This is a genomic window from Pelatocladus sp. BLCC-F211, from assembly GCF_041928655.1.
Taxonomy (GTDB): Bacteria; Cyanobacteriota; Cyanobacteriia; order Cyanobacteriales; family Nostocaceae; genus Pelatocladus.
Genome location: NZ_JBHFLM010000064.1, coordinates 16,515 through 40,288, shown reverse-complemented (window position 1 = coordinate 40,288; position 23,774 = coordinate 16,515). Strand labels below are relative to the sequence as shown.

Annotated in this window: 24 protein-coding genes, 1 other RNA gene and 1 pseudogene; 16 read left to right on the top strand and 10 right to left on the bottom strand. The window is 44.0% G+C overall.

Features of this window, described 5'->3' with window-relative positions:
- Positions 1-105: 105 nt before the first annotated feature.
- Together ACE1AT_RS07590 and ACE1AT_RS07585 are read right to left on the bottom strand one after the other, a co-directional pair.
- The gene (locus ACE1AT_RS07590; RefSeq protein WP_374866887.1) at positions 106-831 is read right to left on the bottom strand and encodes an anti-sigma factor domain-containing protein; all 726 of its coding nucleotides are present in this window, start codon (positions 829-831) and stop codon (positions 106-108) included.
- 3 nt (positions 832-834) lie between these two features.
- Positions 835-1,509 carry a sigma-70 family RNA polymerase sigma factor gene (locus ACE1AT_RS07585; protein WP_374866885.1) on the bottom strand — a complete coding sequence of 225 codons (675 nt, stop codon included), beginning with the start codon at positions 1,507-1,509 and terminating at the stop codon, positions 835-837.
- Positions 1,510-2,275: 766 nt separating this feature from the next.
- On the opposite strand from ACE1AT_RS07585, the gene ACE1AT_RS07580 reads away from it, so the two are divergent.
- The 4 genes from ACE1AT_RS07580 (at position 2,276) to ACE1AT_RS07565 (ending at position 4,372) form a co-directional block, all read left to right on the top strand.
- Entirely contained in the window at positions 2,276-2,632 is a 357-nt protein-coding gene (locus ACE1AT_RS07580) for a hypothetical protein (RefSeq protein WP_374866883.1), read from the top strand.
- A 23-nt stretch (positions 2,633-2,655) separates the two neighbouring features.
- A complete protein-coding gene (locus tag ACE1AT_RS07575; RefSeq protein ID WP_374866881.1) occupies positions 2,656-2,949 on the top strand; it encodes a peptidase in 294 nt (97 codons plus the stop codon).
- Positions 2,946-3,356: a cupredoxin family copper-binding protein gene (locus tag ACE1AT_RS07570; protein ID WP_374866879.1), complete on the top strand. Its 411-nt coding sequence runs from the start codon at positions 2,946-2,948 to the stop codon at positions 3,354-3,356. Before ACE1AT_RS07575 ends, ACE1AT_RS07570 begins: the two co-directional genes overlap by 4 nt.
- 131 nt (positions 3,357-3,487) lie before the next feature.
- The gene (locus ACE1AT_RS07565) at positions 3,488-4,372 is read left to right on the top strand and encodes a metallophosphoesterase family protein (protein WP_374866877.1); all 885 of its coding nucleotides are present in this window, start codon (positions 3,488-3,490) and stop codon (positions 4,370-4,372) included.
- 158 nt (positions 4,373-4,530) lie between these two features.
- On the opposite strand, the gene ACE1AT_RS07560 is transcribed toward ACE1AT_RS07565, so the two are convergent.
- From ACE1AT_RS07560 to ACE1AT_RS07540, 5 genes are all read right to left on the bottom strand, one after another.
- Positions 4,531-4,734, bottom strand: a complete 204-nt coding sequence (locus ACE1AT_RS07560; protein ID WP_035114929.1) for a phycobilisome linker polypeptide — start codon at positions 4,732-4,734, stop codon at positions 4,531-4,533.
- Between the two features lie 220 nt (positions 4,735-4,954).
- A complete protein-coding gene (gene apcB, locus ACE1AT_RS07555) occupies positions 4,955-5,443 on the bottom strand; it encodes an allophycocyanin subunit beta (protein ID WP_374866875.1) in 489 nt (162 codons plus the stop codon).
- Positions 5,444-5,508: 65 nt separating this feature from the next.
- A complete protein-coding gene (gene apcA / locus ACE1AT_RS07550; RefSeq protein ID WP_374866873.1) occupies positions 5,509-5,994 on the bottom strand; it encodes an allophycocyanin subunit alpha in 486 nt (161 codons plus the stop codon).
- A 537-nt stretch (positions 5,995-6,531) separates the two neighbouring features.
- Positions 6,532-9,945 (bottom strand): phycobilisome rod-core linker polypeptide, encoded by a 3,414-nt coding sequence (locus tag ACE1AT_RS07545; RefSeq protein ID WP_374866871.1) that lies wholly within the window; start codon positions 9,943-9,945, stop codon positions 6,532-6,534.
- Positions 9,946-10,249: 304 nt separating this feature from the next.
- Positions 10,250-10,465, bottom strand: coding sequence for a 2-phosphosulfolactate phosphatase (locus tag ACE1AT_RS07540; protein WP_374866869.1), 216 nt, complete (start codon positions 10,463-10,465; stop codon positions 10,250-10,252).
- Positions 10,466-10,507: 42 nt separating this feature from the next.
- Between ACE1AT_RS07540 and ACE1AT_RS07535 the strand changes: the two genes are divergently transcribed.
- From ACE1AT_RS07535 to ssrA, 10 genes are all read left to right on the top strand, one after another.
- Positions 10,508-11,692: a class I SAM-dependent methyltransferase gene (locus ACE1AT_RS07535; protein ID WP_374866867.1), complete on the top strand. Its 1,185-nt coding sequence runs from the start codon at positions 10,508-10,510 to the stop codon at positions 11,690-11,692.
- 207 nt (positions 11,693-11,899) lie between these two features.
- Positions 11,900-12,358 (top strand): ATP synthase subunit I, encoded by a 459-nt coding sequence (locus tag ACE1AT_RS07530; RefSeq protein ID WP_017311142.1) that lies wholly within the window; start codon positions 11,900-11,902, stop codon positions 12,356-12,358.
- A 99-nt stretch (positions 12,359-12,457) separates the two neighbouring features.
- Positions 12,458-13,213 carry a F0F1 ATP synthase subunit A gene (gene atpB, locus ACE1AT_RS07525; protein WP_374866864.1) on the top strand — a complete coding sequence of 252 codons (756 nt, stop codon included), beginning with the start codon at positions 12,458-12,460 and terminating at the stop codon, positions 13,211-13,213.
- A 113-nt stretch (positions 13,214-13,326) separates the two neighbouring features.
- On the top strand, positions 13,327-13,572 hold the full coding sequence (atpE, locus tag ACE1AT_RS07520; RefSeq protein ID WP_008233924.1) for an ATP synthase F0 subunit C: 246 nt from the start codon (positions 13,327-13,329) through the stop codon (positions 13,570-13,572).
- A 222-nt stretch (positions 13,573-13,794) separates the two neighbouring features.
- A complete protein-coding gene (locus tag ACE1AT_RS07515) occupies positions 13,795-14,226 on the top strand; it encodes a F0F1 ATP synthase subunit B' (protein ID WP_017311143.1) in 432 nt (143 codons plus the stop codon).
- A 156-nt stretch (positions 14,227-14,382) separates the two neighbouring features.
- Positions 14,383-14,928, top strand: coding sequence for a F0F1 ATP synthase subunit B (locus ACE1AT_RS07510; protein ID WP_374866860.1), 546 nt, complete (start codon positions 14,383-14,385; stop codon positions 14,926-14,928).
- A gap of 2 nt (positions 14,929-14,930) precedes the next feature.
- Positions 14,931-15,485: an ATP synthase F1 subunit delta gene (gene atpH / locus ACE1AT_RS07505; protein ID WP_374866858.1), complete on the top strand. Its 555-nt coding sequence runs from the start codon at positions 14,931-14,933 to the stop codon at positions 15,483-15,485.
- 237 nt (positions 15,486-15,722) lie between these two features.
- Complete coding sequence (gene atpA, locus ACE1AT_RS07500; RefSeq protein WP_374866856.1) at positions 15,723-17,243, top strand: F0F1 ATP synthase subunit alpha; 1,521 nt, start codon at positions 15,723-15,725, stop codon at positions 17,241-17,243.
- A 120-nt stretch (positions 17,244-17,363) separates the two neighbouring features.
- Entirely contained in the window at positions 17,364-18,311 is a 948-nt protein-coding gene (locus ACE1AT_RS07495; protein ID WP_374866854.1) for a F0F1 ATP synthase subunit gamma, read from the top strand.
- A 141-nt stretch (positions 18,312-18,452) separates the two neighbouring features.
- Positions 18,453-18,842: a transfer-messenger RNA gene (gene ssrA / locus ACE1AT_RS07490) on the top strand.
- Positions 18,843-19,203: 361 nt separating this feature from the next.
- Here the strand turns inward: ssrA and ACE1AT_RS07485 are convergent.
- Positions 19,204-19,332 (bottom strand): hypothetical protein, encoded by a 129-nt coding sequence (locus tag ACE1AT_RS07485; RefSeq protein WP_374866852.1) that lies wholly within the window; start codon positions 19,330-19,332, stop codon positions 19,204-19,206.
- A 765-nt stretch (positions 19,333-20,097) separates the two neighbouring features.
- On the opposite strand from ACE1AT_RS07485, the gene ACE1AT_RS07480 reads away from it, so the two are divergent.
- Together ACE1AT_RS07480 and ACE1AT_RS07475 are read left to right on the top strand one after the other, a co-directional pair.
- Entirely contained in the window at positions 20,098-20,514 is a 417-nt protein-coding gene (locus ACE1AT_RS07480; protein ID WP_374866850.1) for an element excision factor XisH family protein, read from the top strand.
- A complete protein-coding gene (locus tag ACE1AT_RS07475; protein WP_374866848.1) occupies positions 20,502-20,837 on the top strand; it encodes a XisI protein in 336 nt (111 codons plus the stop codon). The genes ACE1AT_RS07480 and ACE1AT_RS07475 overlap by 13 nt, the downstream gene beginning before the upstream one ends.
- A 245-nt stretch (positions 20,838-21,082) precedes the next feature.
- Here the strand turns inward: ACE1AT_RS07475 and ACE1AT_RS07470 are convergent.
- Both ACE1AT_RS07470 and tkt read right to left on the bottom strand, forming a co-directional pair.
- Positions 21,083-21,223: pseudogene (locus tag ACE1AT_RS07470) on the bottom strand (transposase); the annotation flags it as partial.
- Positions 21,224-21,413: 190 nt separating this feature from the next.
- The gene (tkt, locus tag ACE1AT_RS07465) at positions 21,414-23,426 is read right to left on the bottom strand and encodes a transketolase (RefSeq protein ID WP_374866846.1); all 2,013 of its coding nucleotides are present in this window, start codon (positions 23,424-23,426) and stop codon (positions 21,414-21,416) included.
- Positions 23,427-23,774: the final 348 nt, after the last annotated feature.

Genomic DNA, 23,774 nt, shown 5'->3' with positions numbered 1-23,774 from the left:
AAACATTGACATCTCCGAAAAATACCAATACCTATCTAAAATTTTTACTAACACTACTGAGCTTGCCTGTACTTCTGTCTGATTACTGAATCGGTGTTTTAGATATTAGTATGAATTACTCTGCATCACGATAGTTCCAGTAGGATAACGGCTAGCTTCAGACGATTCCAACGTCACGAATAACCCGGAAATACCTGTGTCATAAAAGTCGGCAGGCATCCAAAATTTATCTAGCACCTTTCCCTGGGGATTAATTTTCACAGTGCCACAGGGAATTTTTTCGCCATCAGCGATCGCCCAAAGTCGATAGACTTTACCTGTGGGTGGAGCCACCAGATTCTGCACAGCTAGAATCCCCTGCCGTTGTCCTAGATTCACAACAAAGCTACCCGCAGCAGTATCCGATGCATTCACAGCCTTGAGAGAGAAAAGTTGCGTCTGGGACTGTTGCAGTAGGGTATTGATGTCAGCAGCCATGCGGTAATCCTGTCGCAAGCGATAGTTATCTACTCCTAAATACAGAATCAGGAGTGCGGCGACACTACCGATGACGGTTTGCCAGATAAGCCGAGACGGTTTGTGCTGGGAGGGTTGGAAAGTCGTGGTCGCGGCAGCCAGAATGGCAGATTGGAGATGAGGAGGGGGTTCAACGCTGTTTAAGCCGTAAACAACCTGATCTAAGGTTGCCTGAAGCCGCTTCACTTCTGCCATTAATGCTGGATTTTCTGCCAACAGTTGCTCGAAAACTTCTACTTCAGCGCGATCAAGATCGCCCACGACATAGCCTGCTGCCAAGGTTTCGATTGCTTTAGGAGTAAGAGGTTCAGTCATACCTTAGTCAATGGAGTGTTGTAAAAGTTGCTTCAGTTTCAGAAGTCCCTGGCGAGTCCAGCTTTTCACGCTTCCCAGGGGTTTATGCAATTGTTGGGCAATTTCTGATTGGCTCAGTCCGACATCATACGCCAATTCGATCACCTGTCGTTGCTGATCATTAAGCTGGGTTAATGCCTGCCGTACTTGTTGCGATCGCTCATTGAAAACAGCCTGCTCAACCGGAGTATGCGCGGGGGATGCAGCAGTCATGTTCTGCTCCCAACGTTGCAACAAATTAAGGTTGCGACTGCGCGATCGCAGTTTGTCGATCGCCCGCGATCGAGTCATAACAATCAGGTAGCGCATCAAATGACCGTGTTTAGCAGGGTCAACCGGATGTTGCCATAGCGATAGAAAAATTTCCTGGGTCAGGTCTTCGGCTTCCGGCTGGCTCCGTAACACTTTCAGCGCCACTCCATACACCACGCTGCCGTAGCGATCGTAGAGACACCTTAACGCTGCTGGTTGCTTTGCCTTCAGGTCATCCAGAAGTGCGGCATCGCTGGAGAATGACGATTCTGATGAATGGCGATCAGGAGAACTTAGATCCATAGATTCAGGTGAATAGACCAAGGCTAATTTCTCTGCAAAAATGCTCAATGCATCTTGCAGCGTGAGTGCCAATCCTGATTTCACAACTTCTTTTAAGCATAGAGCAAACTTACTTTCATCTCTCAAACGATTGGTGAAGCTAATTGGATGAGTCTAGCGTCGAAATTTTGTAGAAGTGAGTTATTTCGTTCTGATTGGTTAACGTTCTTCTCGCGCCTCAAACCAACAGGATGCTTCGTTTGAAGCGATCGCTCGCGCTCCCTATTCACAAATAGTTTATCAGGGGCTGGGGATTGCAAAGTAGAGCAATGCTTTTTATGCAGCTTTTTTGATTTTGCCAAGCAGAAAAATTTAAAGACGATTATTGCTCCTTACCGTTCAGGTGCGCGAAACGAGCAGGTGAAAACTTTTCTTTTGAAAATGGGTTTTTCGTCAAAGCAATCAGACATTCTGGAAACTGAGGTAGCGATCGCTCCCGAAAAGCCTAAGCATATAAAAATGCTAGGCTTTTGAAGAATTTAAATCCAAAATTGATTCTCAGTCGTCTTAAAGGTAGAGACAAGTAAGTCACCCAGTTAGCATTCTTTTCAGGCATAAGTTGCAACTAAATTCCTGAAATCACGCTAATTGCTTACCTGCCAACTCCTACAGCTTTTAAAACTGGGCATTGCAGTGCAATGTCCTGACGAAATTTACATCGTTAATCCGCAATGCCCTTCTTTGGGATGTCATAATTTTGCACCTTTGGCAGTTTGGATGCAACCAACTTGCTTGAAAAATTGTGCTTTATATAACATTCAAGGTCAGTAAAAATGCTGTAGCCAAATAACTGAATCTCAGAGGTAATTCTATGCAACGTTCTATTTCTGTAGTGTTAACAACACTGCTTCTGTCTGCCACCATTTCGCCTGCTGTGGCGCAAGCCCAAACCGCACCAACCAGCCTCAATCCCTACGCGGCAAATCAATCTAGGGCAAACCAGCTTAAGCCTTTTAATCTGGCTTATCTGGCGTATCAAGGCTACTTAAAAGACCAAGGCATTCCCAGTAGTGGTACATTAATCGATGCGATCGCGTCTGGAACAATCACGGCTCAAGATATTATTCAAGCTGCTGTCAAAGCGAATCGACTACCTGAGCAAACGCTAAACGATCAAGGCTATCGCTTTAACCTTGAAGAGCAACTGCAAGGATTTACAGCAGACTAAAAAACTGGCGTTGGTCAATTAATATGATGAAAAACACATTTCGCAAGCACCATCGGCTAATTGCCACGGTCTTTTGTTTGCCCTTACTCTTTACTGCTCTGACTGGCATTAGCGTTGCGATCGCCGATACATGGTTGCATCAAGAAGAACTGGCTGCATTTTTAATCACCATTCACACCTTGCAAATCTTCAAACTCGATGCCATTGTGCCAGTTTTGAATGGGCTAGGTCTGATTGGCTTAGTAGCTACGGGACTGACCATGACTGGACTGTTTACTAAGCGTCATCAACCAAAGCGGATCGGAGGACGCTCATGAAATATATTTCTTATTTTTTCATAGCGATCGCTAGTACCTTGTTGGTCATCCTATTGTCGTTGTCATCTTGTAGTCCGAACCATAAGACAACGACTAGCCAACCAATGGTGATCAAAGATCAACCCCAAACTAACCAACAAACTGCCGATGCTACGGTCAAAATTCATAATTTCAAATTTGAGCCAGCGAATTTGGCGATAGGTGTTGGTAAAACTGTCCAATTTATCAATGTCGATGAAGAACCCCACACGGCTACGGCTACGGATGGTACTTTCAACTCTAAAGCACTCGATACCAATCAAACCTGGAACTACACCGCCACTAAACCGGGTACTTATCCCTATATTTGCTCAATTCATCCCTTTATGAAAGGGACACTAACAGTAACCAGGGGTGTAGGGGGATAGGGGTGTAAGGGACTTGAGTTGTGTTCCCTACACCCTCAACCCTTACACCCTCCCCGCAGGACGCTAACGGTAACACCATAGAAAAACTAACCAGAGGAATACCAATGCAACGCAGAAAATTTCTTGAACACGTGAGCTGGACTGGACTCGGTATTGTGTGGGCGATTGGTGCAAATGGCTTATTTACTGCCTGTCAGGTGGGAGAACCAAACACTCAAAAATCATCCACGACCTCACCGTTTTCCTTCGTTCAAATTAGCGATACGCACATCGGTTTCAAAAAACCCGCAAACGAACATGTGACCGATACGCTCCAAAAAGCGATCAATGCGATCAATACCTTACCCACTCCACCCGCCTTTGTCATTCACACCGGAGACATTTCCCATTTGTCCAAACCAGAAGAATTTGATCTGGCCAAACAACTGCTTTCCCAATTGAAAGCCCCATTATTTACCTTACCAGGGGAACACGATACAATTGGCGATCGCGGCCAAGCTTATGAGGAAGCCTTTAACCGCAAGGATGTCAAAGAAGGTTTACAAGTTTGGGATCAGGCGGGAATCCACTTTGTCTCCTTGACCAATGTGCTAGACTTTGGGGCAACCGGTACGGGCAAACTGGGTCAGGCGCAATTGGACTTACTGGCAAAAGATTTGGCAGGGCAGAAACAGGATACGCCTCTAGTTGTTTTCAGCCATATTCCCCTGTATGACCTTTATCCCAAATGGGGATGGGCAACTGCCGATTCTGCTAAGTTGCTCTCACTGTTATCTCGCTTTGCATCGGTGACAGTGTTAACGGGACACATCCATCAAGTGATTGAGCATAGCGAAGGCAATATTCGCTTCCACACCGCTGCGGCGACTGCCTATCCCCTCCCCGCTCCAGGTCACGGTGAGCAACCTGCTCCCGTCAAACTAAGCGAAAATAATCTATTGGCGGTGCTTGGATTCCGCACAGTTGAGGTAATTTCCGGGAAGGATAGTAGAGTTGATCAACATGCTCTGCGGTAGAAATATAGTTCAACAACTGTCTCAATTGACACTCCCACGGCGATCAAAACATCGCTACGCTCGTTTTGAGTTAAAGCCATGGGAGTAAATAAAAAAGAGGTCTATTTGACCCCTTCACAACTCCCTACAATCAATAATTTAGTCAATTAGGAATTAAATTAAGCTAAACCAGTATTTGTACCTTGTTTGCCAGTAGCTAATTCTACTTTAACGATTTTGCCACCCATTTTTTGAATACGTTGCTGTTCGCGGAACCAGTTTTCATAAGGAACTAGCTTAGTAAAGTAAGTATTTTGCAACTCTCGTTGGGTGCGAATTCTAGTTTGGCTGGGAACGCAAGCAGTAATTTTAAACATTCTCATGGTGTTAAATCTCCAGTAGCAAAGGTGAAAACTTTTTTATTTCAAAATTCTGAGTGCAAAACAATGCTTTATTTACTCCAAGTCTGGAAATCAAGCGTCAATACCAGACCTTTAACACTCATCATTCATCAGTTTAGCTTGATAAGCGATTAAACGTCTTAGCACTCACGATCGATCTCCAGACCTTATCGCACCTAAACCATTAAGTGCAAACTAGCTTCTAGCTTAAGCCAGAGCTGATGTAGTCTAAGTAAACACCCATTTCTTTACCAGCGTCTGGGCCAACCAAGCTAGCAGTTACTTCTTTGATTGCTTGGATAGCTTGTACGGTAGCACCGATGGGTACACCCAAAGAGTTGTAGGTTTCTTTCAAACCATTCAGTACGCGCTCGTCGAGAATGGAGGGGTCGCCAGCTAACATAGCGTAGGTAGCATAGCGCAGGTAGTAATCCAAGTCGCGGATACAAGCTGCGTAGCGGCGGGTGGTGTACATGTTACCACCGGGACGGGTGATATCAGAGTACAACAAAGACTTAGCTACAGCTTCTTTAACGATCGCAGCAGCGTTAGCAGCGATGGTGCTAGCAGCACGCACACGTAGTTCACCAGTGGAGAAATAGCCTTTGAGCTTTTCTAGAGCTGCGGTGTCGAGGTACTTACCTTGAACGTCTGCAGAATTAATGACAGCGGTAATTGCGTCTTGAGCCATGTTGTTAATTCCTTATTTCCAACGTTATTGCAATACTTCCGTTTGAGTAGGCAAACAGCTTTAACCTACGACAAAGCACCGACGACGTAATCGAAGTAAGCGCCAGCTTCAGCAGCGTCTTCAGCAGACAGCAAAGAAGCAGCAACATTTTTCAAGCCATTAACACCAGCAGCAACAGCATCGATAGGTGTTCCGAGAGACTTGTACATTTCACGGACGCCGACAATACCGATTTCTTCGATAGGAGTAACGTCACCAGAAACTACACCGTAGGTGACAAGACGAAGGTAATAGTCTAAGTCACGCAGACAGGTAGCAGTCAGTTCTGTACCGTAAGCGTTACCACCAGGAGAAACAACATCAGGGCGCTTTTGGAACAGTTGATCACCAGCTTGCTTAACAATCCGTTCGCGGTTGTCTGTTAAGACTTGAGCAATGCGAAGGCGGCGATCGCCACCTGCTACAAAGCTCTTGATCCGATCCAATTCGCCAGGGCTGAGGTAGCGAGCTTCTGCGTCAGCATTCACGATGGCTTTCGTGACGATACTCATTAATGGATTCCTCCAGTACTAATGAAACCAGAATTTTAGATTACACTGGTGCGACTTTACGCGTTGGTAGTAGCCTTGTTTTCTCGTTTTTCCAGATTTAGTAATTTCAATGACTACTGAAACTGTTTAATTTCGAGTTTGCCTGAGTGATCACAAATACTCAAGCTTTGAAACTTAGCTACCTCCCGGAATTATTTTCGGGCATTATGTTGAGCATATATGACTGCTCTTAACAGTTTGTAACATTCTTTTTCATGTTTGCTTCGATTTTTACAATCTGAAAACAATGTTACGAAAGATTACTTTAGCTCTCCACGCTTTGGAAAACTTAAGCTCATCCCACTTTTCTCGGCATGGGGCATGAATCAGTTATCAGTGATCAAATTAAACTGGTAACTGTTAACTGATAACTGATAACTGAGAAGTTGTCCTCCTTGTCCACGCCACGTGCTACAACGCTCTTAACCCGCAAGGGCGCAGTGGCTCCCCTTGTCCTTATTCCCCAATCCCTAATCCCCAATCTCCTTAAGGTGGAGTTTAACCCCCCTGGGTGTAACGTCCGGTGAGTACAGAAGGTGACAAGCTAGACCAAGATTGTTTTACCAAGTCAGCTGCTGCCTTCACGCTACCGAGATAGTTACCCGCAGGTAGGGATGGGAAGCGCTGGTAAGGTACCACATCTTCACCAAAGTAACGGGCATACTCTGGGCTATTGACTATAGCCTCTACAGCCGCTTTCAAGCCACTATCAGCCAGTATTTTGTTGTACTGACGAATTTCGGCTTGAGTTGCTGGCGCACGTCCCAACAGATGACGGAACAGGAATTCTATCACCTTGGTGTTGGGATAAGGAGTATAGAAGCGCTTGCGATAAATTTCAGAACTCGCCAACTCACGCACAAACTCGTGTACGGAAATTTCTCCGTTCCGCAGTTTGCTTTCGAGGTCTGTACGGCGGAAGTATTCAGGAATTTGACCGCTAAACACATCCATGACCTGAACGTAGATAGCATTGATTACCTGTTGGATTTCTGCTTGATTTGCCCCTACAGTTATGCGGTAAATACGTGCAGGTTTGCGGCGGCTAGTACCGACACCAACTTCTACAGATTGTCCACGGCCATCGTTGTAGGAACGACCAAGTTCCACAAACAGTGGTTTGCTCTTGTCTATCGCCTTTGCTTGTGCTGCTATGTCTGCGATCGCCTTCGCCATAATTGGCATTTGGGCAACATTCATCCGCGACTTAGTCGGCTCAAAGCTGGGGACAACAATATCCTTGCTTTGCTTGGTCAGCTGGTTATACAGTTTTTGACTGTTGGGGAAGTTTGCCGCCGGGAAGGTCGCGAAGCGGTTATAAGGTACTGTATCCTCACCAAAAGCTTGCAGATACTCTTGAGTACTTACCAGCGTTCGGATGAAAGCGCGAATACCTTGAGTTGCCAGAATCTGGTTATACTTCCTGATTTCTGCTTGATCTAAGGGGGCGCGTCCCAGGAAATGCTTAGTTCCCAGTTCAATTACTTTCGTGTTGGGGTATGGTGTATAAAACTCTTTCAGGTATAAGCCAGAACAGCCTAAACCTTCGATGAATTCCTTCACAGTGATTTCACCATTACCCAACTTACTTTCCAGGACTTTGAATTCTCTGGAAGAAGCAACGTATGGTGCAACATCCCGCTCAAAAATCTGCCGATAGGCGGCGCTGATCACACTTTGTACAGCGACCTTGTCGTCAGTCCCCGCAACCAACTTGAATATTTTTCTTTGGTCGCGTTTTTTGCTGACACCTTGGTTGATCCGGAACTGGATATCAGGTTCAGTCCGCATTTCGTTGACTGTACCCAATTCTACAAACTTAGGTGTTTCTTGTTTCTCGACTTTTCCACCGACATCTTCACGGATGCTACCAACGCGCAGTTTCCGCAATGCTACACCACTAGGAGTCAAGTAGCGTTCGTAAGGAACCGTATCTTCACCAAACGCCTGACTGTACTCCTCGGTATCAAGAATCGCGTCAACCACCCCATAGAATCCCTTCTTGGAGGCGATGTCAAAGTATTTGTTATTTTCTTGACGGCCATAGGTGGGACGACCCAACAAGCGACGGTGGATGTACTCGATCGCCTTACACACATAATAGGGTGTCCAGTAAAGCTTACGGAATAAATCCGACTTCGCTAAAGCGCGAACAAACTCCCGTACCGAAATTTCGCCGTTTTCCAGCTTAATTTCCTGGACTTTTAAGCGCTGACCTTCGTAGACATCCCGACCAAATACTTGCAGGTAAGCTCCACGAATTAACGCTTGAGTAGAGCTTTCGGAGAATTTTACACTTGCTCCCTTACCAGTTCCCTTACTCAAGGTTCTGGGAATTTGATCCAAGCGGAAAACTTTTGGTCCAAGACTACCAGGAAACTCACCACGCGCAGAAGGATTACCAGTTTGGTTATTAATTCCCGGCCCTTGGTGAATCAAAATACGTCTTGTATCTTTACCAAAAGGAGCAGGACTACTGCTGGGGTTGCGAGTTTCTTTCGGGAAAATTGCCCCAAATTGAATTTCTAGTGGGTCGTTACCAGAACCATAAACATGCTGGTCAGGTAGCGGCTGGTTATATTTTGCAAAAGTTGTAATAAACTGAGGAACTTTACGGAAAGGCGCACTGTATTTAAACAGGTCTTGCTGCGGTCCCCAGTTACGACACTCTTGAGCTTCTTGGCCCAGACCCCGAATATAGGGTACTGTTTCCTCGCCGAAGTAGTCTGAGTACTCATCAGCATCTACCAGAGCATCAACTAATGCTGATAAACCCCCACGGGAAACAATATCAAAGTACTTTTGTACTTCTTCCCGGCTGCTTGGCCCCCGTCCTAAAATGTGACGGAAAGCAAGTTCTAAAGCGCGGCTATTAATAAATGGTTCGTAAAATTGTTTCCGGTAAAGTGGAGATTTAGCAAGGCGACGGACAAACTCTTTCATCGAGATGTCGCCATTTTTCACCTGGGATTCTAAATTAGATATTGACAAGCTGTAAGCGCGGGTGATATCGCGCTCGAAGATTTGCCGATAAGCGGCTTTGACTACCTCGGTTTTCTCAGCAGCAGACAAACCTGGCTTCATGACAAACTTGGGTCGCCGTTCTGCCGCATTAAAGTAAATTTGAGGCAGTTGTAACCCTTGCTGATCACCAGAAGGACGTTGCCGTAGTTTATTAGAAGGACTGGGTGCTTTGAATTCTGTAATCAAAACATCCATATACTGAGACACAATATCTGTTGCCCCAGTGTCTTGACGGAAATAGGAAAGTGCAGCCGCTTTCAATTCCTGTAAAGCCACAATTGTCGCTTCACCGGAGCAAGCGTTTTCAATGATTTCCCGTAAACCGCGTGTGTTGACAGCGATGATATTCGGATCACCTGCCACGATCGCATAAGTAGCGTAGCGCAAGAACCATGATAAGTCCCGCAAGCTCTTCGCCATGTTGGCTGGACCATAACGAGCGATGTTAATTGGTCGGAAACCTGGTGGAATCGGACCACTAGGCGAAGAGTTAAAAATCGAACGTAAGTTTTCTAGGAACCCACCACGAGTTTCCACGTAGGTGACAGTTCCGAGTTTCATTGTATCTCTAACATCCGCAGTGGATGCAGCTGCTGCTACTGCCATTGCCAATTCTGGCTCTCTGGGTTTTTCCAAAAAAGCCATTGGCGAACCACCAACAAAAATTCTGTTGGCAGCTCGAGAAACAATAATTTCGGAATTGTCCGTGAGCGCCTGAGCGATTTCTAAACGTTTTGCACCAGATGCAAAATAACTTGCCAGTTCACTTAATTCTCCGGCTCCCAGAAAACGGTCTTGCTGCTCCGCCTGGGAAATTGTTGATACAGCTAGGGTTTGATATAGTTGCGGACGCGCAACTGAGCTTCCACCACTTGCCTTAACACTCATCGGATTTGTAAAACTCCCATCATATGCGTTTATGTGTTAAGTCTGGGTTACATAGGCTTGACACTTCGGTATTTTCATGCTCCCCCTGTGCCGCCTTCTAAGTTGCCAGAAAAAATTAACCCAGTCAGCTTTTAGATTAGAACGTTTTGGGATTTGTCAGGGGATTTATTAAGAAGTGTGTAGAAACTGTAGCCTTGATGTATCAGTTCTTTAACACTTACACTTTAGATTTCTGAGAAAAAATCTAAGTTTTGTATCTCTAGGTGAAGAAGTCGCAGGTAAAGGTGCAAGTGTAGTTCATTAATTACACAATCTGTTTCAGATAAGCATTTTTTACAAACAAAGGTACACAATCGCTCACATTTAAAGCGGCGGCAATTTCTACATCTGACTCAAACCCCCGTGCAATTAATTCTTTGCCAGAACTAGATTTTTTGAAATACGCCAACAAATTCTTGTTTACAGCATGAAAAGCAGACACAGCAATTTCTAGGTCAAATTCCGATTGGTTAAAGATCATATTTTTGCCATAAACTCAAAAATACTGCCATCAAAGCTTGTTATGTCCGACTCCCAAACTGTTAGTACTGCTGTTGCTAAACTCTACGATACCTATCCTTTTCCGCCAGAACCATTACTTGATGAACCACCCCCCGGTTACAATTGGCGCTGGAATTGGTTAGCAGCCTACAACTTTTGCACTAGGCAAAAACCCCAAAAGCAAGACATCCGGATTTTAGATGCTGGTTGTGGGACAGGAGTAGGGACAGAGTATTTAGTTCACCTCAACCCTCATGCTTCTGTAGTCGGAATTGACCTGAGTGCAGGTGCTTTGGAGGTCGCCAAAGAACGCTGTCAACGTTCCGGTGCAAACCGCGTCGAATTTCATCACCTCAGCCTTTACGACGTGGCACAACTTCCGGGTGAGTTTGATTTAATTAATTGTGTAGGGGTACTGCATCACTTAGGCGACCCAATTCGCGGTATTCAAGCCTTGTCCAAGAAATTAGCCCCAGGCGGCTTAATGCACATTTTTGTCTATGGAGAATTGGGACGCTGGGAAATTCAACTCATGCAAAAAGCGATCGCTCTCATCCAAGGTGAAAAACAGGGTGATTATCGCGATGGTGTCCAAGTTGGGCGACAAATATTTGCATCGCTACCAGAGAAGAACCGAATTGTCAAGAAAGAAAAAGAGCGTTGGTCTTTAGAAAATCAGCGAGATGAATGCTTTGCTGACATGTATGTCCATCCCCAAGAAATTGATTACAATATAGACACGCTGTTTGAACTCATCGACGCTTCCGGATTAGAGTTTATCGGCTTCTCAAATCCTGGTTTCTGGCAATTAGAACGACTTTTGGGCAAAGCACCGGAATTGATGGTAAGGGCAGGTGAGTTAAGCGATCACCAACGTTACCGTCTGATAGAACTACTAGATCCAGAAGTCGCCCACTACGAATTTTTTCTTGGTCGTCTACCCATCACCAAAGCCGACTGGTCAAGCGATGAAGCTTTAATGACAGCGATAGCTGAACGTAATCCTTGTATAGATGGTTTTCCGAGCCAGTGTGTATTCAATTACGATTACCAGATAATACATTTATCGGCAGCCGAATTACAATTTCTGCAAGCCTGCGAGGGGAAAAAAACAGTAGCAGAAATTTTGCGGGAGAATGTACAGCTAGAGTTAAAGCAAGTGCGATCGCTCCTAAATCAGCAACTGATGATGTTAACACCAAGCTGAAAAATCAGGGAACGGGGATCGGGGATCAGGAAATATGTGGGAATTTTGGACAGCTAATTTCCCTATTCCCTTTTCCCCGATCCCTTTTCCCCGATCCCCAATGGCTAAGTTAATTGTTTTTTTCTAAAGTATTGTTACCTGAGCGTGATATGATTTAGCTGGCTGAATGTGCAGTCAACATAATTAGCTGTACTGGTTTCAAGTCCCGTGAGCTTGTCTGATCAATCAACTGATCCCACACCGACAACACAACAAGATTCAAGCCCTGGTTTTGAGGACACAGAACCAGTAGACTCTATGAAAGAGTTTTATCAACTCTACCAAGAGTTTTTGCTAATCACGCTTGTCTTGACGGGGATTGTTTTTATCTCTGTGTGGATTTTTTATTCCCTAAATATTGCCCTTAATTATCTTCTTGGGGCATTTACGGGTATGCTTTACATGAGGATGTTGGCAAAAGATGTTGAGCGCTTAGGCCCACAAAAACGGCAACTGAATAAAAATCGGTTCGCCCTGTTAGTAGTGATAATTCTGCTGGCATCTCGGTGGAATGAACTGCAAATCTTGCCCATATTTTTGGGATTTCTGACATATAAAGCCACGCTCATTTTCTATGTAGTTAGAGAAGCTTTTATCTCTGGCTTGCCAAATATTCCAAAACCTTAACAAGGCTCAATGTGAGTTTGCCTTCAAGTAAATCCACACCAGGCTTCTAGTTCTTTTTCTCCAGCTTAAGATTGGAGAATTAGTTGATTTGGGAAGAAAATGCTCCATCTCCTGAACTTCTTCAATTCATTAACCCTTGCCGAATTAGAAGTAGGAAATCATTTCTACTGGCAATTGGGTAATCTAAAAGTACATGGACAAGTTTTTCTTACCTCTTGGTTCGTGATTGCGATTTTAGTAATGGCTTCAATTGCCGCTACTCGCAATTCCCAAAGAATTCCCAGTGGCATACAAAATTTTATGGAATATGCCCTGGAGTTTATTCGGGATTTGACGAAAAACCAGTTAGGTGAGAAAGAATATCGTCCTTGGGTGCCTTTTATCGGCACATTATTTCTGTTCATCTTTGTATCCAATTGGTCGGGCGCTTTAATTCCTTGGAAGCTCATCAAACTCCCATCTGGTGAATTAGCAGCACCGACTAATGACATCAATACGACAGTAGCACTGGCGTTATTGACTTCTTTAGCTTACTTTTACGCAGGTTTTAGCAAACGCGGTTTGGGTTACTTTAAGAAGTATATCGAACCAACACCGGTTCTATTACCAATCGCGATTCTAGAAGATTTCACCAAACCTCTTTCCCTAAGCTTCCGTCTTTTTGGAAACATTTTGGCGGATGAATTAGTGGTGGCGGTACTAGTTCTATTAGTCCCTCTATTTGTTCCTCTACCTGTGATGGCTCTTGGTTTGTTTACTAGTGCCATTCAAGCCCTGGTTTTTGCTACTCTTGCAGGAGCTTATATTCACGAGGCCATGGAGGGACATGGTGATGAAGGACATGAGGAACATTAGAGTCCTCAGTTGATGTAATTTTAGATTTTGGCACTGGATATTTGATTTAGTGACAAATCTAAAAAGCAAAATCGCAAACCGTTAGTTTTGTACTCAAGGTAAGGAAAATCAACATGGATCCATTGGTTTCTGCTGCTTCAGTTCTCGCTGCTGCTTTAGCAATTGGTTTAGCTGCGATTGGCCCTGGTATTGGTCAAGGTAACGCCGCAGGTCAAGCAGTAGAAGGTATCGCCCGTCAGCCAGAGGCAGAAGGAAAAATTCGCGGTACATTGCTGTTAACTTTGGCATTCATGGAATCACTGACAATCTATGGTTTGGTGATTGCACTAGTATTGCTGTTTGCTAACCCATTCTCTTAAATCTCTAAAACTTTTTCTTTTGGGAGACGTGATGACTAATACCACTTTTGGATTTTGGATTTTGGATTAAAAGCTTTTCTAAAAAGGCTGTTTGATTCATTTCAGAATAATCCTAATTATCCTAATTTGGTATCACGTCTCTGAGACAGGATTTAACCTTAATTAAAGGTAAATCAAAATTGCTAGCCACAAAAACTGCTGTTACAGCCAAAGAGGAGAGAAATGTTTGATTTCGATGCTACCTTGCCCTTAATGGCATTGCAGTTCCTGCTGTTGGCAGCTGTTTTAAATGTGATTTTCTACAAGCCATTGACCAAGGTACTGGACGATCGCGATAATTACATCCGAACGAATAACCTTGAAGCTCGCGAACGCTTGGCTAAAGCCGAGCGATTGACCAAGGAATATGAGCAACAGCTAGCAGAAGCACGCAGGCAATCTCAAAATGTCATTGCCCAAGCTCAGACTGAAGCTCAAAAAATTACTGCCGAGAAAATCGCTGAAGCCCAAAAAGAAGCTCAGGCGCAACGAGAACAAGTGGCTCAAGAAATAGAACAGCAGAAGCAGGAAGCTTTACGTTCCTTGGAGCAACAGGTAGATGCCTTCAGCAGGCAGATTCTGGAAAAACTCTTGGGACCTTCTTTAGTCAAATAAAGTGACTGTTAATAGCTCGCAACATCGGTTCCAAAAAGTATTTTGCGCTGCGGGGCATTCGTCCGGTGAGCGCTGAATTAAGTGTCACGTATTGGCACTTTTTTCCTTTGGGGAAAGTTCTAACTTACGATTAGCAAGGGAGCAGCGCAGTTGTAGATGGGTATTGTAGAAACTGTCTTATTATTAGCCACAGAGGCGGCAGAAGCAGAATCGCCAGGCGGTTTTGGTCTAGACTTCAACATTCTTGAAACCAATATAATTAACCTGGCAATTCTAGTTGGTGTTTTATTTTACTTTGGGCGTAAAGTTATCAGTAACACCCTCAGCGAGCGACGCTCAAATATTGAAACTGCAATTCGGGAAGCTGAAGAGCGTGCTAAAGAAGCAGCAGCCCAACTTTCCGACGTGCAACAAAATTTGACCCAGGCACAAGCAGAAGCGCAACAAATCCGCAAAGCTGCCGAAGAAAACGCTCGTTCAGCTCGTGAAGCAATTTTGGCACGGGCGGCAGAGGAAGTGGAACGAATGAAAGAAACTGCTGCCCGCGATTTAGACACAGAAAGAGAGCGAGCCTTTGCCGAACTGCGGCAACGGGTAGTAGCCATGGCATTGCAAAAAGCCGAGTCGGAACTCCGCAGTGGAATTGGCGACAATGCTCAACAAGCATTGATTGATCGTAGTATCGCGCTACTGGGAGGCTAGAAATGACAAGCAATGCAGGATTAACAGAAGTAGCCCTGCCTTATGCAGAGGCTTTAATGTCGGTAGCGCAATCAAATAATTTGACAGAAGAGTTCGGCGAAGACATTCGTGCTTTGCTGAACTTGTTGTCTAACAGTGAGGAACTACAACAGTTTCTCAATAACCCATTTATCCAGACAGAGGATAGAAAAGCAGTTCTCAACCGGATTTTGGGTGAAGGTGCTAACACTTACTTCCGTAATTTTTTAATGCTGTTGGTAGATAGACGGCGCATTATGTTGTTGGAAGATGTTTGCCGACAATATTTAGCACTGTTGCGGCAACTCAAACAAACAGTGTTAGCAGAAGTGGTTTCTGCTGTTCCTCTGAGCGAAGACCAGTCCTCAGCAGTTAGACAAAAGGTCATCGCCATGACCAATGCTCGCGAAGTAGAGCTAGAAAGCAGAATCGACCCTGACATTATTGGTGGTGTCATTATTAAAGTAGGTTCTCAGGTAATTGACGCTAGTTTGCGGGGTCAACTGCGTCGCCTGTCTTTGCGCTTAACGAGCGCCTAAGTGAATTTTGGATTACCCTGCGCTTCGACACGAAGTGGCTACTTGCAGAAGTCGCTAACGCGCCTACCGTAGGTTGCCGCAGAAGCGTCTATGGATTTTGGATTTTGGATTGGTGATTTTTGGTAGTTATTTGTTGGTTAAAGAAAACGGTCATTAACTACTAACTACTAACCACTAACTCTAAAACCTAAAATTCTTCTTAACTCCTGTTGTCTCACCAAAAAGCAAGATAGACAAATGGCAATTAGCATCAGACCTGACGAAATTAGCAGCATTATTCAGCAACAAATCGAGCAATACGACCAACAAGTCAAAGTTGCTAACGTTGGTACCGTTCTTAGTATAGGTGATGGTATTTCCCGTGTTTATGGTCTAGAAAAGGCCATGGCTGGGGAATTGTTAGAGTTTGAAGATGGTACAGTCGGTATCGCCCTCAACTTAGAAGAAGACAACGTTGGTGCGGTGTTGATGGGTGAAGGTCACTCAATTCAAGAAGGCAGCACCGTTACCGCTACTGGTAAAATCGCTCAGGTTCCCGTAGGCGAAGCTTTGGTTGGACGGGTTGTCGATGCTTTGGGTCGGGCAATTGATGGTAAAGGTGAAATCAAGACAGCAGAAAGCCGTTTACTTGAATCTGCCGCACCTGGTATTGTTGCTCGTCGCTCAGTACACGAACCGATGCAAACTGGAATCACCGCCATCGACGCAATGATTCCTATCGGTCGTGGTCAACGGGAATTGATTATTGGCGACCGTCAGACTGGGAAAACAGCGATCGCAATTGATACAATCATCAACCAAAAAGAAGAAGATGTAATTTGTGTTTATGTTGCGATCGGTCAAAAAGCTTCTACTGTCGCCAACGTCATTCAGACATTGCAAGAGAAAGGCGCACTAGATTACACCGTCGTCGTTGCTGCTAGCGCCAGTGAACCGGCATCTCTACAATACCTGGCTCCTTATACTGGGGCGTCAATTGCTGAGTACTTCATGTACAAAGGCAAAGCTACCCTAGTAATTTACGATGACCTCTCCAAACAAGCCGCAGCTTATCGGCAAATGTCCTTGCTATTGCGTCGTCCACCCGGACGGGAAGCTTATCCTGGAGACGTATTTTACCTCCACTCCCGCTTATTGGAACGAGCAGCGAAACTGAGTGACGAATTGGGTAAAGGTAGCATGACCGCCCTCCCAATCATCGAAACCCAAGCAGGTGACGTATCTGCTTACATTCCCACCAATGTGATTTCGATCACTGACGGTCAGATATTCTTGTCTTCTGACTTGTTCAACGCTGGTATTCGTCCCGCTATTAACCCTGGTATTTCCGTATCCCGTGTGGGGTCTGCGGCTCAAACCAAGGCAATGAAGAAAGTTGCTGGTAAGTTGAAGCTAGAATTGGCTCAATTTGACGAATTACAAGCTTTCTCTCAATTTGCTTCTGACCTTGATAAAACCACTCAAGACCAGTTGGCACGAGGTCAGCGTTTACGGGAACTCCTCAAACAGCCCCAAAACTCCCCTCTATCGGTGTACGAGCAAGTAGCCATTCTCTATGCTGGTCTGAATGGTTATTTAGACGACATTCCTACCGATAAAGTTACTGCCTTTGCTAAAGGTCTGCGGGAATACCTCAAGACCAGCAAACCTAAGTATGTCGAAGGTGTGCAAACACAAAAAGCACTAGGTGACAGCGAAGAAGCAGCTTTAAAAGAAGGTATCAACGAATACAAGAAGACCTTCTTGGCAACAGCATAAGTAGTCATTGGTAGACGCGATTCATCGCGTCTGTACAATAGTCATTGGTCATTGGGTAAATAACTCATGACTAATGACTAATGACTAAGGACTAATGACTAATGACTAAGGACAAAGATTATGGCTAATCTCAAAGCAATACGCGATCGCATTCAATCGGTAAAAAATACCAAAAAAATTACAGAAGCCATGCGGCTGGTGGCTGCTGCCAGGGTACGTCGCGCCCAAGAGCAGGTATTAGCCACCCGCCCCTTCGCTGATCGTCTAGCCCAGGTACTCTACGGTTTACAAGCTCGTTTGCAGTTTGAAGATGCTAACTCGCCTCTGCTGAGAAAACGGGAAGTTAAATCAGTAGGACTATTGGTTGTTTCAGGCGATCGCGGTCTTTGTGGCGGTTACAACACCAATGTCATCAAGCGTGCGGAAAATCGCATCAAGGAACTCAAAGCAGAAGGTATTGATTATAAATTAGTACTGGTAGGACGAAAAGCTACACAGTACTTCCAACGTCGTGATCAACCAATTGATGCAACCTACACTGGTTTAGAACAAATCCCGACCGCAGGAGAAGCTTCTAATATTGCCAATGAGTTGCTTTCCCTATTTCTATCAGAAAGCGTAGATCGTGTTGAATTGATTTACACTCGCTTTGTGTCTTTGGTTAGTTCTCGGCCAGTAGTGCAAACTTTGCTTCCACTCGATACTCAAGGTTTAGAAACCGCAGATGACGAAATCTTTCGTTTGACTAGTCGTGGTGGTCGATTTGAAGTCGAACGACAAAAAGTCACTACCCAAACTCGCGCTTTACCTCGCGACATGATCTTTGAGCAAGATCCAGCACAAATTTTGGATTCTTTGCTGTCTCTGTATTTGACCAACCAACTATTACGGGCATTACAAGAATCCTCAGCTAGCGAACTAGCTGCGCGTATGACAGCGATGAGCAATGCTAGCGATAACGCTGGTGAATTGATCAACAGTCTGACTTTGTCTTACAACAAAGCACGGCAAGCCGCAATTACTCAGGAAATTCTTGAGGTTGTGGGCGGCGCTCAGGCACTGACCTAAAAAAAATTTTAGATTTTAGATTTTAGATTTTAGATGGAAATTAGTACATAATTTTCAATCCAGAATCGAAAATCCAAAATCTAAAATTTCAAGTCGCAAATTTAAAAACTCCGCATTATAATAAGAATATATAATCTTCATGGGTCCGTACCGGTTTTGACAGGCTGGCGAAAGCTACTTTGTGATTCAGGTCGAGAGTGAGTCATCTCTCGGAAATCCAAGGCTCAAAAAAAAAGTAAATGCGAACAACATCGTAAAATTTGCTCGTAAGGAAGCTCTTGTAGCTGCCTAATAGCCTCTTATAGGTCCGAGCGCTTCTAGTCTGACTCCGTTAAGGGCTAGAGGCAAACCCCAACGGATGCGCTAATAAGTTCCCTCTGGTGGACTGATTAGCAAAGACTTTACCAGAGCATCCTACCGTTCGGGACAATGAACGTTCCCCGCCTTGAGGGTAAAAAAGGCTAAACCTGTGAATGAGTGGAGGGTCAATACCCAGTTTGGACAGCAGTTCGACTCTGCTCGGATCCACTAAAATAAAAATCAAATCCACCTAAGATAATTAGGTGGATTTTGTTTATTCGAGACTTTGAATGAGTGGCGGGATTGCTCTGGCGGGAAAAACTGATATTGATCAAGTTTTGACTAAAAAGAATTGTAAATATCACTATAAAAGCAGGCATTTAACAGTGTAAATTGAATTCTACTTAGAATCTTGCACCAAATCTTTGGGCAAGCCCAAAAATGGAAGCATCCCAATTTTTTTAATGTACCGCTAAGGGTTTAAACCCTTAGCTAATAGCACAAGTCGTCTAAAGACAACTCAAATCAATCAAACAGTTTGCTTAAGCAAACTTGAAATATGAGACTGAGATTTAAATCGCAGGCGAGTTTTTTAAACATTTGGGATGCTCCCTTCAATCTTTCCTAAGCTTGTTAGTTCCTCGATTGGAGCATTTTTGTAGAGTATTTTCGCGATCGCAGGAGCGTGTTCGATTAAATGTTGGTTTTCTTCTTCAGTCATAACGCCTCCCATTAACATGAGCGCGTGGATTATTCCTTTACCTTCTCATGCTTTATTTACCTTTTTTGGAAGAATAAAAACTGGGATGCTCCCAAACAGCTTCGCGAGTAATTATCGCGAATATGTCTTCTCTCCTCTAATCGCTCCCCAAGTGATCATCTACTCTAGTTAATGATATTTATTATCAATAATTCCGAAAATATCATTTCAGTTGATAGTTCTAAAATACTACTCATTACTCTGTTTGTTAGTACTTATGAACTTGTGACAGCTAGGGTGCGGAATGTGGGTTTGATTCTTCCCTCCTTCGTCTTTCACCGACTTGTGCAAGAAGTCTAATAAACATAGTGGTACAAGGTTTTTGCACTCCTGATACACCCCAACAATTGGATGTTTTTTGATTTGGAAGTCATTAAGGCGATCGCGATTAAATACCTAAACTGGGCGCTACTTAATTATATTTTATAATACATTGTAATATAAAATAAAAATGATTTTGAGATTTCTGTATATATTAGGACTTACGCACACTCTACGAATTCTTGGCGTTCTACCTTACGGAAGCCGCTTGCGCGTCTAAGGCGTCTTGGCGGTTCGATAAATTAAGCTTTTCGGCAATTTTTGCGTAAGTCCTGATTGGGACATGACAATGTGGCGACTACCAGCCGCTATTTGCAAGCGCGTCCTGATGATAGCAGCGCCATGTATGTCCCTACTTTGTAACTGGTACATTGTTAAAATAAAACCAATATTTTTTATTTGGAAATGCCACAGTACGATTTGTATCACAATGAGGTCAAAAATGCTTTAGTCAAAGATGGATGGGTGATTACTGATGACCCGTTTACACTAGAATATAAGGGCTTACGTTTATATGCAGATTTAGGGGCAGAGAAGTTATTATCTGCTGAAAAAATGCTGCAAAAAATTGTAATTGAGATAAAGGTTTTTAACAGTCCTTCTTTAATCACTGAGTTAGAAAAAACATTGGGACAATATAGTATTTATCTCAGCGTGTTGAAAAGAATTAATCCAGAACGTAAGTTATATTTAGCAATTACGGAAACTGTTTATATAGATTTTTTTCAAAAACCAGCTATTCAAGATATTTTAAGTGACCAACAGATTAATTATCTGATTTTTGACCCGAATCAGGAGGTAATTGTGCAATGGATAAATTAGAAAAATACAGACAAATAATTGAAAGTGTTGTGAAAAAGCACGCTCAATATCAACCAAGTCATGGGCAGATTGAAAGTCTATCTATTTGTGACAGAGAATCTGATAATTATTTATTGATGGATACAGGTTGGGATAAAACGGGTAGGGTTCATGCTGTGGCATTGCATCTGCGGATTGTTGAGGGGAAGGTGTGGATTGAATGGGATGGAACGGAAAGGGGTATAACTGAGGATTTACTGAATTTAGGAGTGGCTAAAGAAGATATTGTCTTAGGTTTTATTCGTCCTGAGCAGCGTCAATTTACTGATTTTTCTGCGGCTTAATTTTTCCTAGATGGATGCCTAAGCCAGGAAGTCACCCTTCTGACTTAGGCATCTACTTAGAACAGATGAGAAAATTGGTGAAATATTGTGATAGGCGGCAAGTATAATTTTTTATCTACCGTACTACTGTCAAGTTCTGTACTTGTGCAAAATGCGGACTACTCAAAATATTAATTGTTGAATGTGCTATATAGCTTTAAATTCATCTATTTTATTTTTTATAGCATTATAAGCTTCTTCTTTTATTGTTTTAATTCTCTATGAAACTCCTCAACTTTCCAACGAACCTTACACACTTTTTGCACAACGTCCGTAGAGTCTTGAGATAAATCGTTTGTAGCGATAAAATCCGTTCTGTCGGTGGAGACAGTCACCCGGATCAACCTGTAAATAGTAACTTTTCACTGCAAATATAGTATTATTGTACTAAAAAGTGGAAGTACAAACTTAAAATAAATACTCAAAAATATTAGGCATATCAAAGTCATTGTAGACGAGTATTACAAATAAACAAAAAAAAGGGCAGGATTTCACCCACCCTCACTAGAGATTATTCAAAAATTATCCTGTTGCAAATTAACCCAACAATTCTTTTGCCTTTGCGACTACATTATCAACGGTGTAGCCGAATTTCTCCATGACTGTACCACCAGGTGCAGAAACACCGAAGCGATCAACGCTAATCATTGCGCCTTCGTCACCCAGGTAACGACACCAACCGAAACTAGAAGCAGCTTCAACAGCTAAACGTTTTTTAACTGCTTTGGGCAACACTGATTCGCGGTAGGATTCGCTTTGAGCATCGAATAGTTCCCAAGAAGGCATAGAAACAACACGAACTTTCTTACCTTCAGCGCGGAGTTTAGTAGCAGCATCAACACACAGAGGTACTTCGCTACCTGTACCAATAAGGATGATGTCAGGAGTTCCTTCACTATCAGAAAGAATGTAAGCGCCTTTAGTGACACCTTCAATGCTGCTTCCTTCTAATTGAGGCAGGTTTTGCCGCGACAATGCTAGCAAGGTGGGGCGGTGTTGATTGGCATTTTCAATGGCAACTTTGTAAGCACCAGAGGTTTCAGTACCGTCGGCGGGACGAATCACTGTCAGGTTGGGAATCACCCGCAGAGAAGCAATGGTTTCTACTGGTTGGTGAGTAGGGCCATCTTCACCTAAACCGATGGAGTCATGAGTCATAACGTAAATGACTCCGGCTTGGGACAATGCCGAAAGGCGAATTGCAGCCCGCATGTAGTCGGCAAAAACTAAGAAGGTAGCGCAGTAAGGAATTAACCCGGAACCGTGTAAAGCAATGCCATTACAAATCGAACCCATACCATGTTCGCGTACACCGAAACGGAGGTTACGATTTTGATAGTGTCCTTTTTGGAAGTCACCTGATCCCTTGAGTTCTGTAAGGTTTGAGTGGGTGAGATCAGCAGAACCACCGATCATTTCTGGTAGCACAGGTGCTAGGGCATTGAGGGTCATTTCGGAAGTTTTGCGAGTGGCGATCGCTTTACTTCCTGGTTCGTAGGTGGGTAGTGCTTTTTCCCAGCCTTCGGGTAATTTGCCACTAATTTGCCGCTCGAATTCAGCCGCTTCTTGAGGGTATTTAGCTTTGTAATCAGCAAAAACTTTATTCCACTGGCTTTCGTACTCAGCACCCCGTTCTATAGCCTTACGGAAGTGCTTGAGGGCATCTTCTGGGATGTCAAATGGTTCGTGTTCCCAACCCAAGTTATTGCGAGTGGCTGTCACTTCATCACCACCAAGGGCTGCACCATGAACACCTGCGGTGTTCGCCTTGTTCGGAGAACCGTAACCAATGGTGGTACGAACTTTAATCAAAGATGGTTTGTCGGTGACGGCTTTCGCTGCTGCGATCGCTTTGTCAATTGCTTCTAAATTGGTGTCGCCATCGCTGACAACTTGCACATGCCAGCCGTATGCTTCAAAACGCTTGCCTACATCTTCGGTGAAGGAAATGTCGGTAGAACCGTCGATAGAGATGTGGTTATCATCGTACAGGGCAATTAGTTTACCCAAGCCCAAGTGTCCTGCTAAAGAACAGGCTTCACCGGATACACCTTCCATGTTACAACCATCACCCAAGATCACATAGGTGTAGTGGTCAACAATTTTGGCATCGGATTTATTGAACTTCGCGGCGATATGGGCTTCTGCCATCGCTAAACCGACCGCATTGGCAATTCCTTGTCCTAAAGGCCCAGTGGTTACTTCAACACCTGGTGTTTCAAAATTTTCTGGATGACCAGGAGTTTTTGAACCCCATTGACGGAATTGTTTGATATCCTCTAGCTGAACGCTGTCGTAACCAGTCAAGTGCAGTAGGGCATATTGCAACATACAGCCATGACCAGCAGACAAGACGAAGCGATCGCGGTTGAACCAATAGGGATTTTTGGGATTAAACCGCATAAATCGATCCCACAGCACAAATGCCATTGGTGCAGCGCCCATTGGCAATCCTGGATGACCAGACTTGGCTTTTTCTACGGCATCAATTGCCAAAAAGCGGATCGAGTTGATACAAAGTTCTTCAAGGGTTTGGGTTGCAACAGCCATAATTAAGATTGTTTTTAACGACGGGTTAGCACTCTTTAAGCTTCTTTCGCCTGCTGGGGAGCAAAATTCCCCACGATAGTATCATCATCCCATTGGTGCTTGTTGACAAACAAGCCGTAGAATTGAGGATTTTTTATTTGGGATTTTAGGATTATTCTAGGAAGGATTAGCTTCAATATTCAGTTCTTAAAGGGACGGAATGATTTGATCAGGGTGTCAAAGACAATACGTTCTTGATGGGGATAGGGGATTGGGGAAAGGGGACAAGGGAGCAGGGAAACGTGGTGACAGTGGTGACAAAGGAAAATAACCGATCCCCGATTCCCGCTCCCTGATCCCCGATTCCCG